Origin of the sequence: Neisseria montereyensis (assembly GCF_024834045.1) — a bacterium.
GTDB classification, from domain to species: domain Bacteria; phylum Pseudomonadota; class Gammaproteobacteria; order Burkholderiales; family Neisseriaceae; genus Neisseria; species Neisseria montereyensis.
Map to the genome: position 1 here is coordinate 375,038 of NZ_JANUXW010000001.1, position 13,500 is coordinate 388,537.

The following is a 13,500-nucleotide window of genomic DNA, read 5'->3' on the forward strand; positions in this document are numbered from 1 at the left end:
ATAATTCAACCGCTCTTTTGTGAAATATGTAATCATTTACAAAAAACAATATCACAATTTGTTTTTTAAAGTAGAAATAATAAATAGCAAACCAGTAAATTAACAAGAAAATTGAGTATGAATAATCTTAAAGAAATAAACCCATTTAAAACGACGGTTAAAAAGAGTGATTTTGGCATTTTAACCACTTTAGAAGTTGATTTTGATCTCTCTGCAAAGAGCGGGATTTGCTTGGGAGAAAAAACACTTTTAGCGACCGATATTTATGAAATGGGGGATGAATATACCACCTTGGTATACACCTTAATAGATAAAAATGGGCAAATGCAAAGCTTTGTTGAGGAAGAAGGTATTTTACCTAATTTTTTTAAATCCCCTGATGAGCATATTTTTGTCTATGTTCAACCCTACGATCCTGATAAGGATTTAGATATTTGTATTCCAGTTTTTAATAGAGAAAATTATGAGTATCCTAAACGCAAAAGACCGTTTGTAGGTACTTTTGCAGGAATATTGGGGAACTACTCAATTTTACATGATAATTGGTCAAATACTTGGGATGACAATAAACCGGATAAAATGCGTGCGGTTGAGTTTAAAGATGGAAAGGTTAAAAAAGACCATAATTCTAAAATCCCACTTCCTAAAGATAATAAAATATATGTCGGTAGTGATGAAATTCATCTATTAGCATACACCCCTAAAGGTGCTATCCATAGACAAATAGATATAAAAGCAAATGTTATACAGGAGAGAAAATTAACCTTAAAAGTTCCATTCTTTAGAGAAATACTACACCTCTCTTTTACAGAAGATTCACAGCTAATATCGACTAAAAAAGGAAAGATTTTTTTAGAGAGGGTTTCAAAAAATGGAGAGAGTGAAGTTAGCGAACTAATAGATATAAAAGATGATATTTACGCAACATTTAAGCCTGAAAAGATAGCAGAAAATACTTTTGCCATTCGTTTTGTTAAAGAGTTTGGCAATGGTTGGTTTGTGATAAGGGAAGGAAAACTTTTAGAGTTCTTTTATGGTAACAAAGGCAAAAAAGGTTATAAAAACCTACTTACCGATGAGCTTATACCAATGGATGATGAGGATTTGATTATCACAGAATTACATAAAACAGCCGAAAATAATTACACCGTTATTTTTTATCTAAGAACAGAGCAAGGTGCTAAAAATAAAAAATTAATTATTTTAAATCGAAAGGTAAAAGGTTAAAAATGAGTAAAATAAGATTTATAGCATATTGGCATTCTGCAAGAAGGTTCAATGATGAAAAGTTAACAGTTAGGAGATGGGATCTTTGGAATAAAGTATTAGATAAAACAAAGTATTCAAAAAAAGTAGAGAAAGGAGAGTTATCTTCAAAAGATGTAGCAAAACACCATCATACCAATGGCTTGTTGTATGACTTTTGTGCATTTAATGAAAACTCACAATATCCTTATGCGTATGTTACTATTTCAATGGGCAAACCTCATATTGGGGTTAATTTTATAGATAATTCATGTAGAAAATATTTAAGTTATCATTTTAGAAAAGCAGAAAAACAGGAAGATCAGCTTTTTCTTAGAGAAGTTTGGTTTTATGATTTTTCATCGGAAGATGTAGAGGAAGAAGATTCTCGCATTCACTTTGTTTTTGATGAAGAAGGAAATGTAAATTATAGAGTGTATGATTCAATTAACCAAAAGACAATGGACTACGAAAGTAAAGAACCCTTTGATATATCAAACCTCTATGAACCTTATCCTGAATTTGATAAGTATGATAGTGTTTTGAAAATAGAAAGAAATATTCCAATATTGAATCAGAATATAGATAAATAAAAGTCCTAAAAATTTTGATAAGCCATAGTAATCACCCCAAAAAATAAAGATAAGGCAATAAATGGTTTTGCTTTTATTAAAAAATTAAAAGAGTTTCGGAAAAACAGAAATAGGATAAATAATTCGCTTCAATCAATGTAGGTTAAAATGTAGGTTAATTTGTAAAACTTAGCAACAATACGACTGATTTTTTTCTTAGAAAATAATAAAAAAGGATAAAAACAAAAGAAGACAACCAATGAAAAAAGATATTCAACTCATTATTATCTTAGGAATACTATTTCTTATTTTGGTATTTATTGGAAATCCTATTAGGTGGATTATTTATGGCGTTGTTGGAGGAAGTCTTCTGTTTTTAATGGGGAAAGATAAAAGTAAAAAACGTTTTTTAGTTTCCGTTGTAATTTCTTATCTTCTCATCGCATTTTTGATTTCCATTTCCCCTTATTTGAAAATCAAAGATTTCCAATTATTTCATCCTAACTATGAACAACTAACCGAATACCAAATTACAGATGCTAAACTACATTATGGAGGACGGCGACCTCGTTATACTTACGTTACCATAAAATACGCCTATTCTCTAAAAGGGAAAGCGTATGAACAAACAGAAAAAGAACCTATAAAATGGTCAAATTCATTATGGTTAGGTTCTGTATATGAAAGAGAAAAGCTATCTGAAATCATTAAAGAAAAAGATTTTTTAGTTTTCGTTAATAGAAACAACCCCAGTGAAAGTAAAATGTTTTACTCGAATAAACTTCTCTATTTAAGTGGAAGTCGAGCTTTTCAAGATATATTTTATTTATTAGAAAGTTTCACTGTCTTACTAATTGGAATCGCCTTATTTGGCTTTGGCATTTTCATTTATGTATCATTAAAAAATAAAGGGAAATAAGATGAGTTATGATATTTCACTATATAGGGTTGAAACAAAAGAAAACGAAGAGAAATTAAAAGACGAAAACTTTTTTGAAAACAAAGAAAATTTAGTGCCATTCACATCAAAGCAATATCAAAATCTAAAAGAAAGATTGCTGCAATATAAATATGAAATATCAAATGAAGATGATTTTGGATTGCATTTTTCTCATTTAAATGAGGATCTTGGAACAGCCCTATTAACCAAAGAAGCACTATTTGTTACAGCAAGTTTTAATGAAGACTCGATTTTTGAAGTAGGTATGATAGCTTCCGAATTCACAGATACTGGGGAATATGCAAAATACGACTTTCAGAATGGAGAGTGGGAAGCATAGTAATTTCACTAAAAGCAAAAGAACATAAGCTTAAAGATTCAAAAAATAAATATAGATAGTGGTACATTCGTTAAAATTTGCAATTTGGCTTTTTTGATAGAGTATTTGAATATCTAAATTTAATGTACCAAAAATCCGTAGCTGTAAATAAAGAAGAAAAAATTGAAAAATAAAACACCTAAACTAACATGAAAACACAGAAGCCTACCCTAAGAATTACAATACTTCTCTTTTTCATCGTTTGCCTATTGTTTTTTGTGTATTCTTTCTTGTTAAAACCGCAAGAATATATTCAAGGGAAAAAGATTTTTGGGCATTATACAGAATACAAAGGTGATATTTATTTTGTAAAACGATATAAACTATTGCAAGTAGATAGAGTGACATTTCGTCCTTTAAATGATGAAATTTGGAACAGGCATATCGCTTTAGATAAAAATCATGTTTATTGTGGCGAGAATATTCTGCCTCATTTGGACCCAACCAAAACGCATGCTATTGCTCATTCCTATTATTCAGATGGAAACTTAACCTATTATTGCTCTTATTATAGATATCCTAATCCTGATTTGGCATGGTGGGATGAGATCTGGGATATTACGCTAAACAAAATTTTTAATATCGATAAAAGACCTTTTGAAATCCATAATATTGTGGCTTTGCCTCAAAGCGAGATGCCTTACAGAGTATTGCCCAATATCACAAAAGGCATCGTAACCAATGGTACTAGAACCTATTATGATGGGCTTCTAATGAAAGATGCTAATTGGCAAACATTAAAACCCATTGCAGAAACAGCGGGGCATAGTGTATCCAACAGTAGTGTCTATTCTACTGACGGAAAGAATGTTTATTTTAAAAATGAGAAGCTGCCACTGCAATATAATGATGAAATTTATGCACTCGATACAAATCATTTAACTACTGAGCTGTATCTTATCAACCCTAAAGACGGAATGGTTTATTTAGAAAATAAGCCATTTGATAATAAAAACGCACCTTATACGCCTATTAGCAAATATGATGAACACACCTATCAAACACTATTTTTAAGCGATAACGGCATTTATTTTTATAACCGCTATTCGAAATCTATCGAGAGAGCAGGGGATAATGTTTTTGCTCAAGGAGTGTTTGAAGAAATTTCACCTTTGGTTTTTTCGGATGGAAAGAAAACACTTTTTGTAGATGCTAAGATGCATAAGGTATCTATACGGCGATCTCTTAAATCAGGGATACATTATCATTCCACTTTTATTAATGAGTTAGATGAGGGTTTAATAGGCCGTTGGCAAAATTTGGGGAGCGTTTCAGCAGCAACCATTTGGCAAAATGGAAATAACTATTTTTATTTTAATCAACGTGGTGAAGATGAAGGTTTTGACGAAAAAATTTATAAAATCCACAACAAACAAATAGCTGATGAAATTTTACAGAATAACCCTAATTTCGATGAATTAAGAAATTTGGTGCAAAGCCAAAAGCTTACAAAAGTTAAATACAAAGAATTAGTGGAAGCCAGAACAATATATGATGCTACGGCTTATTATGCTACTAAATATGAATGGCTTATTATTTTGGCGTTTATAGTATTAGGATATTTGGCAAAAAGAGAACGGCGATATTTGCGCCGGAAAACAGAAGAATATAAAAGGGATAAGTTAAAAGGAACTGAGTAATATTTTAGTTTATTGTTTGATAGAAACATGAAAAATAAAATATCTTGAGAATATATTTAGGCCGTCTGAAAAGGTTTCAGACGGCCTAAGTATTTGTTATTTGATCAATGGTTACTTGTATAGATTTATATTATTTCCAAGAGTTTGTCTGTATTGATGATGGTAGCAAATTCTTTATTGAGATTTGCGAGGGTGATTTGATGAACAATTTCGGCATCAAAATGTTCACCATTGATGCCGATAATGTCGAAGGTTGCCGTAGCATCGGATATTAAATAAGTGTTATAGCCATAATTACCGGACATTCTTGTGGTGGTGGATACGCAATGATTAGTAGTCAGCCCAACGATAACAAGATGGGTAATTCCTTGATTATCTAACTGGGCTTTGAGATTGGTGCCAATAAAAGCACTATTCACTTCTTTGGTGATAACCGGTTCGTCTGCGAATGGTTTAACTAAATCTTTAATTTCAAAACCGGGATTTGATTTGTGCAGTAAAGAATCTGGATTTTGCGAACTATGATTAATATGAAAAATCGGTAATTTAAGTTCTCGCCATTTCGCTAATATGCGGGCACAATTTTCTTCTGCATGGCGGTTGTTTCTGTTGCCGCCCCAAAATGCTTCGTTGTCAAATGCTTTTTGGATGTCAATGAGTATTAAAGCTGTATTGTTTGCTCTCAAATTATTCATTTTTATACTTTCTGCTGCTTTAAAATAAATTATTTAGAAAAGTTAAGCTATATTTTATTTACTTAGTTAAAAAAATAAAGCAATGGCATTTTTATATGCTTCAGAAATATTCAGATTTTATAAAACAATGGTTAATATTTTAAATGCATATTTTCTAGTTTGAATGGGCTACATGATTAATGTGTCAATAATCCATTGTAATAAAAATAATTTTTTTATCAACCGTTAATTTGGAATAAATTATTTAATATTTAATGTTATATTAACTTTATTTATAAAATAATATTTATAAATTAAAAATTTTTAGAAAAATCAATCTATATAAAGTAAATCACTGAATTTTTTCAACGGCGCTATATTTACAAACATGCCCTATTTGATAAAATATAATAATTATTATTAACAACAAATAATGAGTATCAAATGTTTATTTTAAAAAAAAATAGAATAATGATTTTTATTTCTTTATTTTTAACGGCATGTGCAACCAATAAGGGAGATTTTGGTTTCGATGATATCGAAACACCTCAATTAGAAGCGCCGGGACCAGAATTTAAAGATGAAGAGACTCCTCCGCGCTCTGAGGAGGAAATTTCTGCTTTTATGCAGCCGGGTTTGGGAGTGGAAATTGCGATTCCTCGTAGAAACAGACATCCCCGTAATATTGAAGAGTCTGCTCTTCTGAGTGAAGAACAAATTGTTGCTATCGGTGGCGATTTAGAGATTCCTCATGCGGAAGAGTTGCGGAAGATTGCTGATGATACTTATGATTATTTTTTTGATTCTAATAATAATTTTGGCGAGTCGCACAAGCGTGGCAACCTGAAATATATCCGTACCGGGTATGCGATGGTATTAAGTTATCGGGATAATAATTTCGATGAAGATAATGGTCCGCTAAAATTTATTACAGGGCCGTTGGGGTATGTTTTCTATAAAGGTATTCAACCTTCTCAAGCATTTCCTGTTACTTCTAAAGCACTTTATAAAGGGATGTGGGATTTTGTAACCGATGCAAAACAAGGTCGGGATAGTGGTGACTTTACTTTCGATAATAACTCAGGCCCGGGTGACTATTTTGGTGCGACTTCTGCCGATGATCCGATTAATAATGATGTGGCGGAAGGTGAGCTTCATGCGGGTAAACCTGTAAAAGTGGGTCACTCCAGTGAATTTGAAGTGGATTTTGCGAATAAAACGCTTACTGGCTCTCTGTATAAAAACCATCGTTTGAGAAGAGATCAGGAGCAAGAGCAAACCAAGCGTTATAGCGTTAAAGCGAATCTTGTGGGTAACCGTTTCCGTGGTGAAGCGTTGGCAGAAGATAAAACTGATTTGTATTTTGGCAAAGATGCAGATTTGGAAGGTGGTTTCTTTGGCCCTGATGCAGAAGAGTTGGCTGGTAAGTTTTTAGCTCGAGACAGCTCTTTATTTGGTGTTTTTGGTGCACAGCGTGAAAAACAAGATCAGGAAGAAACAGAAACTATTTTAGATGCTTTTGTGATGAAGGCCGGCGATTTGACCTTATCGAAAGCCGATAATTTCGGTGATGCTCGTCAACTGGTTGTGAATGGGCAAGTTTTCTCATTATTGCCTACAGAAGCAATGCCATCGGAAGATAAGCCGTTTATGGAGTCGTTGAAATATGATTTGGCAGATGGCCGGACATTATCCATCTTGGCATGTTGTAGCAATTTAGATTATCTCAAATTCGGTTCTTATCAGATTGGTACGGATAGAGATTCTGTAATGTTCTTCTTGCAAGGCGACAGAACACCGTTGGCGCAAGTACCGACTGAAGGCAATGTTCGTTATCAAGGTACATGGCAGGGACGTATTATCAGTAAAGCCGGTTTTGTTTGGAGTGAGTCGCCTAATAATGAGGAGGGTGGTAGTAGAGCTGTATTTGATGTTGATTTCGCTAAAAAAGAAATTAACGGCACATTAACGGCAGAAAACCGTGTTTCGCCTACTTTTACGATTAATGGTCAAATTAATGGTAATGGATTCAGTGGTGTAGCTAAAACGGATCCGAGTGGATTTATTTTCGACCCGCAAAGTTCGGCTAACCAAGTGCGTGCCAATATTAGTAATGCGGATGTTAGAGGCGGATTTTATGGCCCGAGTGCTTCCGAGCTTGGCGGCATTATTCATAGTAATAATGCCGGAGAGGATGGCGTAGTGGGAAGCTTTGGCGCGAAAAAACAAGTTCCTAATCGTTAAAACAAACCTATTACCTTGTTATTGGGTGCCTATAAATGACAAATCAATATAAAAATATATTCCCCTTCAAGCCTAAAACTGTGTGTGTGGCCGTGTTGTCCGGTACGTTGTTATCTACTTCTGTATTGGCGGCAGATCAACCAAGTGCAGAGGCTACTGAGAATACTCAGGTGCAATTGGACGATGTGTTGGTTAAAGCCAAGAAAAGAGCAGGGCGTAGAGACAATGAAGTAACCGGTTTGGGTAAGGTCGTTAAAAATAGCGATACTTTAGATAAAGAGCAGGTATTAAATATTCGTGACTTAACCCGTTATGATCCGGGTATTGCCGTAGTGGAACAAGGGCGTGGTGCAAGTAGTGGTTTTTCTATCCGCGGTGTGGATAGAAACCGGGTCGGATTGCATGTAGACGGATTGCCGCAAATACAGTCTTATACGGTTGACCGTACGAGTGCGAGTAGTGGTGCAATAAACGAAATTGAATATGAAAATATTCAATCTGTTGAAATTAATAAAGGTGCGAACTCTGCCGAACAAGGTAGTGGTTCTTTGGGGGGTTCGGTAAGTTTTAGAACCAAAGAGCCTGACGATATTATTAAAGAAGGCCAAAACTGGGGGCTTGATACTAAAAATTCGTATAGCAGTAAAAACCGTCAGTGGGTTCATTCTGTTGCAGCCGCAGGCCGTCTGAATGGTTGGGAAGGGCTTGCTATCTTTACCCATCGTGATGGTGCGGAAACCAAAGTACACCATGATGCTGCCAATTATAGTACTGAAATAGAACGTCAAAGCGGTAATATCACACCCGGCAATAACTCATGGTTTATTTTAGAAGGAGACTGCCCGGACCCGGCTAATTGTTCGGCTGCACGGCCTTTGGCAAGTAGTAACTTAGCCGATACCATCAAAGAAAGAGTTTCGGCCGATGAATATACTGGTAACCAACGGGTGATACATGATCCGATGGATTATCAAAGCCGTTCTTGGTTATTAAAAGGCGGATATAATTTCTCAGATCGTCATTACGTTGGCGGCGTGTATGAGAACAGTAAACAACGTTACGATATTCGTGATATGACTTTTGAGAAATATTGGCCGGCTTCTTATTTCCAAGAAAATAGAAATATTTTCCCGACCGGTTTTACCAAAGGCGTTTATGCTCAAGGTGATAGCATGTTTAGTGCATTTGCTGTGCCGGAGGGGGAATTTATTGCATCGGGTATGCAATATTCACGCTTACGTTATTTTGATGAGCGGCACCGTAGATCACGCAAAGGCTTAGAATACCGTTATCAGAATCCTGATAGAGATGGATGGGTGGATAGACTGCATTTAAGTTTTGACCGTCAGGATATTTCTTTGGATAGCCATCGCCAACGCCGTCATTGTTCGATTTATCCAACGGTTGACCCAACTTGCCGTGCCAGCTTGGATAAACCTTGGTCGTTTTATGAATCTGAACGCAGCGTTTATGAAGAAGAACATAATATGTTCCAATTGAGTGCAGATAAACGGTTCGACTTTTCAAAAACACAGCATAATGTGCAATTGGGGTTGGGCTTTGATCGTTTTAAATCGATTTTGCAGCGTAAAGACTTTTTTATTGAAAATGCTCAGGCCATTCCTGAATTTATTGATGGCCGAGGAACGCAAACAAATCCTTATATTTATCGGATTCCGCCTACCACCATGTATCAAAGCCAATTGTGTCGGTACGACGGTGTAACTGTGGGTGTGATTGGATGTGATCCCCGTGAAATTAAAGGCCACAACTATTATGTTTCATTGCGTGACCATATGTCTTTGGGCCAATATTTCGATTGGGGCTTAGGTGCACGTTATGACTATCATAAAATGACGACGGATGATACATGGACTGCGCAAGGTACGTTTAAAAACTTTTCATGGAACAGTGGCTTAGTATTTAAACCAACCAACTCTTTAAGTTTTTCTCACCGCATATCAAGTGGTTTCCGAGTGCCGAGTTTTCAAGAGCTGTTTGGTATCCGTATCGATGGTTTTCAAAAAGGTAGAGACGATGGTGCGAACTATGTCGGCAAGTTTAAACCTGAAAAAGCATTGAATAATGAATGGGGTGTTCATTTGAGAGGCGACTGGGGAATGTTAGAAGCCAGCTACTTCAGAAATCATTATAAAAATTTGATTGGCCTCAGTTCAATCAGTATTGATGCGCCCGGATTCGCCCGTAGCGAGCGGGGTATGGGATACCGCAATATTCATAATGTTCGTTTGGATGGTATTAATATTATCGGCAAAATCGACTGGAATGGTGTTTATGACAAGATTCCGGAAGGCTTTTACAGCACAATTGCTTACAACCGTATCAAGCTGAAAAAAGCAGAGTTGGCCCATAACTATTTCCAAAACGTTTACAGCCCTTTGTTAGATGCGATTCAACCGTCACGTTATGTATTGGGATTAGGTTATGATCATCCGAGTGGTAAATGGGGGATTAACTCTACCGTCACTTACTCAAAACCTAAAAATCCGGATGAGTTGAAAGGTATTTATATTTTAGGCTATCGTACTTATAACGAAAGTGCGACTAATAAAGCAACCAAATCTTGGTACACCTTTGACTTAAGTGGTTATGTTACCTTGAAAGACAAGTTTACATTGCGTGCCGGTATTTATAATTTGGCAAACCGCCGTTATAGTCAATGGGAATCTGTACGCCAATCTGCTATCGGTGCGGTTAACCGTCAAACCGATGTCGGTAGCTATGCGCGCTATGCCGCACCGGGTAGAAACGTAGCATTATCGTTAGAAATGAAGTTCTAACCTTTGAGGTTTATCCTAATTGAGTTGGCGTGTTGATTGATTATGTTATTGAAAAGCCTTCTGCTTCAAAAATTTATTCTGAAGTAGGGGGTTTTTTATTTTTATTATTTATGCCGGTTAAACCAATTTGCTCATGTTTAACGCTGGCGCAAGAGACAAAAATCAAGCATAATCGGTAGATGCGATGTGCGTCTTTATGGTGGGATAAGATAACCTTGTTCGGCCGTGTTGATGCATTTGTAAAATAAATGAAGAATAGTTTGTTTAAGCTATGTTGCACTTGTCTTTTTTGACGTTGCCGCATGGATATCGTTCAATCTGTTCTGATTATCCGTCAAGAAAAAAGTTTATTAAACAGGAGACACCATGAGTCATATTAAAGTACCGGCAGAGGGCCAAAAAATTGTTCCGGGTCAAGCCGTTCCCAATAATCCGATTATTCCCTTTATCGAAGGCGACGGTATCGGCGTAGACATCACCCCGGTGATGAAAGCGGTTATTGATGCAGCCGTTGAAAAGGCTTACGGGGGGGAGAAAAAAATTCATTGGATGGAAGTTTATGCCGGTGAAAAAGCAACCCGCGTTTACGGTGACAATGTATGGCTGCCGGAAGATACGCTGGAAGCTTTAAAAGAATATTCCGTATCTATCAAAGGCCCGATGACCACGCCTGTTGGCGGCGGTATCCGTTCTTTGAACGTAGCATTGCGTCAAGAGTTGGACTTATACCAATGTGTACGTCCGGTTCGCTACTTTGAAGGTGTGCCTTCACCTTTGAAAGATCCGAGCAAAACCAATATGGTGATTTTCCGTGAAAACACCGAAGATATTTATGCTGGTATCGAATGGGAAGCCGAAACTGACAATGCTAAAAAAATCATTGACTTCCTGCAAAATGAAATGGGCGTGAAAAAAATCCGCTTCCCGGCTACTTCAGGTATCGGTATCAAACCGGTTTCTAAAGAAGGTACTACCCGCTTGGTACGCGCAGCTATCCAATACGCGATTGACAATGACCGTGACAGCGTAACTTTGGTACACAAAGGTAACATTATGAAGTTTACCGAAGGTGCTTTCCGTGACTGGGGTTATGCCGTAGCACAAAATGAATTCGGTGCCGAATTGATCGACGGCGGCCCATGGTGCAAATTCAAAAACCCGAAAACCGGTAAAGAAATTATCGTGAAAGATGCGATTGCCGATGCCTTCTTGCAACAAATCGTATTGCGTCCGGCCGAATATGACGTTATCGCTACTTTGAACTTGAACGGTGACTATGTTTCCGACGCATTGGCAGCCCAAGTAGGCGGTATCGGTATTGCTCCGGGTGCCAATATTTCCGACCAATATGCTATTTTTGAAGCAACTCACGGTACTGCACCGAAATATGCCGGACAAGATAAAGTGAACCCCGGTTCATTGATTCTGTCTGCCGAAATGATGTTGCGTCATTTGGGTTGGAAAGAAGCGGCCGACTTAGTGATTAAAGCGATGGAAAAAGCCATTGGCGACAAACAAGTGACTTATGACTTTGCCCGCTTGATGGAAGGTGCGAACGAAGTATCATGCTCTGCCTTCGGCCAAGCTATGATTGAGCGCATGTAATCGTCATTTTGCTTGTGATTTGAAAAACCGTGCGGAATGCACGGTTTTTTTGTGCATGAATATAATATAGAAAAGCACTTTAGGCCGTCTGAAAGATGGGATAGTAAAAATAAACAAAAGAAAAATCAAACATGATTTGCTAGCAGAAGATGTTTTCATTTAGCCCGGATTTTGATATGAGAAACGCCCAAAATGAATTCAAATGAAATTCAGTATCTTAATTTTGAATCTGCCGGAAAGCCTGAAATTAGCTTGACACCTATAACATACTTGATTATAGTTCGTTTCTCTTTACGGAGTAGTGGCTGAGAGGCTGAAGGCACACCCCTGCTAAGGGTGCATCTGGGCTAAAACCTGGATCGAGGGTTCGAATCCCTCCTGCTCCGCCAAATATAAAAAATCCCAAGCGATAACAGCTTGGGATTTTTTATTATTGATTTGAAATATCTGAATCTATTTTATGGATCGCTTTATAAACCCAACCAGCCTGAAATAATGTGCCAATAAAACAAGCAGGCCAATGCGCATATAGCAATGGCGATGCCTGCCGCATTCACATTGCTGATTTTTTCTTTAAAAAACCAAGCGCCGATTAAAGTGCCGCAAACAATTACCCCGATATTCATACCGGCGAATACCAAGGTCGGGTTATCGCTCATCACCTGATGGGCGCGTACATAAGTATAGATATTGGCGAAATTCAAGGTGCCTAATACTAAGCCGCCGAGTATGCCTGCCGCCGTCCATTTCACCGATTTGGCAAACAAATAGCCGAACATCAAAATGCCTGCGAGACAAAACACAATCAGTAGGTTTGCCGAAAAAGCCGCTCCGTTTTTAGCGAGCTGTTTGAATAAAATATCAATCACGCCATAGCCGCACCATACGCCGATTAACCATAGCACACCGGAACCGCCTGATTTCTTCTTACTGCCCGATGGGGCTTTCCATAATAGGCAGACCAAGGCGGTAAAGGCCAAAGCCAAGCCGATAATACGGCCTTGTGAGAGTTTTTCACTGAAGATAAGAAAAGAGGCCGCAATCGGCAAGAAAAGCGATAAGCGTTGTGCGGCATCGGATTTCACAATGCCGGTATGTTCCACCGCACGCCCCATAATAATAAAAACCGATGGCAGCAAAACACCGAGCGCGGCAAACAGCCACCAAGTGGGCAGGTATGTTTGCCAAGCCTGAAGATTGGGTTTTAAAAGCAGCATGCACAATGCAACGGCAACAATATAATTGATGCCGACTGCTTGCTCGATATCGATACTTTTGGAGCGGGCAATTTTAAGCAAGATGGATACGGCAACGCTGAAACAGATACTGGCAATCAGATAAATCATGATTTCTCAGGCAAAAAGCCGATTATATAGTGAAACCGTCGAAGCCTTGCCAAG

General features: G+C 37.3%; 10 protein-coding genes and 1 tRNA gene. 9 read left to right on the forward strand and 2 right to left on the reverse strand.

All coding sequences use genetic code 11. The features are described from left to right. The first annotated feature begins 117 nt into the window (after positions 1 to 117). From NXS09_RS01690 to NXS09_RS01710, 5 genes are all read left to right on the forward strand, one after another. Positions 118 to 1,227 carry a hypothetical protein gene (locus NXS09_RS01690; protein WP_259290828.1) on the forward strand — a complete coding sequence of 370 codons (1,110 nt, stop codon included), beginning with the start codon at positions 118 to 120 and terminating at the stop codon, positions 1,225 to 1,227. A gap of 2 nt (positions 1,228 to 1,229) precedes the next feature. Continuing rightward, a complete protein-coding gene (locus NXS09_RS01695) occupies positions 1,230 to 1,838 on the forward strand; it encodes a hypothetical protein (protein WP_259290829.1) in 609 nt (202 codons plus the stop codon). 238 nt (positions 1,839 to 2,076) lie between these two features. Then, on the forward strand, positions 2,077 to 2,736 hold the full coding sequence (locus NXS09_RS01700) for a hypothetical protein (RefSeq protein WP_259290830.1): 660 nt from the start codon (positions 2,077 to 2,079) through the stop codon (positions 2,734 to 2,736). A 1-nt stretch (position 2,737) separates the two neighbouring features. Beyond that, positions 2,738 to 3,097, forward strand: a complete 360-nt coding sequence (locus tag NXS09_RS01705) for a hypothetical protein (protein ID WP_259290831.1) — start codon at positions 2,738 to 2,740, stop codon at positions 3,095 to 3,097. 188 nt (positions 3,098 to 3,285) lie between these two features. Then, positions 3,286 to 4,776: a DKNYY domain-containing protein gene (locus tag NXS09_RS01710; protein ID WP_259290832.1), complete on the forward strand. Its 1,491-nt coding sequence runs from the start codon at positions 3,286 to 3,288 to the stop codon at positions 4,774 to 4,776. Positions 4,777 to 4,901: 125 nt separating this feature from the next. Here NXS09_RS01710 and NXS09_RS01715 read toward each other — a convergent pair whose 3' ends face one another. Next, on the reverse strand, positions 4,902 to 5,471 hold the full coding sequence (locus tag NXS09_RS01715) for a cysteine hydrolase family protein (RefSeq protein WP_259290833.1): 570 nt from the start codon (positions 5,469 to 5,471) through the stop codon (positions 4,902 to 4,904). 423 nt (positions 5,472 to 5,894) lie between these two features. Between NXS09_RS01715 and NXS09_RS01720 the strand changes: the two genes are divergently transcribed. The 4 genes from NXS09_RS01720 to NXS09_RS01735 all read left to right on the forward strand — a co-directional run bounded on the left by NXS09_RS01720 (position 5,895) and on the right by NXS09_RS01735 (position 12,489). Next, a complete protein-coding gene (locus tag NXS09_RS01720) occupies positions 5,895 to 7,694 on the forward strand; it encodes a transferrin-binding protein-like solute binding protein (protein ID WP_259290834.1) in 1,800 nt (599 codons plus the stop codon). A 35-nt stretch (positions 7,695 to 7,729) separates the two neighbouring features. Further along, positions 7,730 to 10,495, forward strand: coding sequence for a lactoferrin/transferrin family TonB-dependent receptor (locus NXS09_RS01725; RefSeq protein ID WP_259290835.1), 2,766 nt, complete (start codon positions 7,730 to 7,732; stop codon positions 10,493 to 10,495). Between the two features lie 366 nt (positions 10,496 to 10,861). Next, positions 10,862 to 12,100 carry an NADP-dependent isocitrate dehydrogenase gene (gene icd / locus NXS09_RS01730; RefSeq protein ID WP_259290836.1) on the forward strand — a complete coding sequence of 413 codons (1,239 nt, stop codon included), beginning with the start codon at positions 10,862 to 10,864 and terminating at the stop codon, positions 12,098 to 12,100. A gap of 295 nt (positions 12,101 to 12,395) precedes the next feature. Then, positions 12,396 to 12,489 (forward strand) — tRNA-Ser (locus NXS09_RS01735). An 81-nt stretch (positions 12,490 to 12,570) separates the two neighbouring features. Here the strand turns inward: NXS09_RS01735 and NXS09_RS01740 are convergent. After that, positions 12,571 to 13,446 (reverse strand): EamA/RhaT family transporter, encoded by an 876-nt coding sequence (locus tag NXS09_RS01740; RefSeq protein WP_259290837.1) that lies wholly within the window; start codon positions 13,444 to 13,446, stop codon positions 12,571 to 12,573. Positions 13,447 to 13,500: the final 54 nt, after the last annotated feature.

Coding starts and splice junctions, on each gene's coding strand:
- NXS09_RS01700 (WP_259290830.1), top strand. CDS start 2,077: ATGAAAAAAGATATTCAACTCATTATTATCTTAGGAATACTATTTCTT.
- NXS09_RS01710 (WP_259290832.1), top strand. CDS start 3,286: ATGAAAACACAGAAGCCTACCCTAAGAATTACAATACTTCTCTTTTTC.
- NXS09_RS01740 (WP_259290837.1), bottom strand. CDS start 13,446: ATGATTTATCTGATTGCCAGTATCTGTTTCAGCGTTGCCGTATCCATC.
- icd (WP_259290836.1), top strand. CDS start 10,862: ATGAGTCATATTAAAGTACCGGCAGAGGGCCAAAAAATTGTTCCGGGT.
- NXS09_RS01690 (WP_259290828.1), top strand. CDS start 118: ATGAATAATCTTAAAGAAATAAACCCATTTAAAACGACGGTTAAAAAG.
- NXS09_RS01715 (WP_259290833.1), bottom strand. CDS start 5,471: ATGAATAATTTGAGAGCAAACAATACAGCTTTAATACTCATTGACATC.
- NXS09_RS01705 (WP_259290831.1), top strand. CDS start 2,738: ATGAGTTATGATATTTCACTATATAGGGTTGAAACAAAAGAAAACGAA.
- NXS09_RS01695 (WP_259290829.1), top strand. CDS start 1,230: ATGAGTAAAATAAGATTTATAGCATATTGGCATTCTGCAAGAAGGTTC.
- NXS09_RS01725 (WP_259290835.1), top strand. CDS start 7,730: ATGACAAATCAATATAAAAATATATTCCCCTTCAAGCCTAAAACTGTG.
- NXS09_RS01720 (WP_259290834.1), top strand. CDS start 5,895: ATGTTTATTTTAAAAAAAAATAGAATAATGATTTTTATTTCTTTATTT.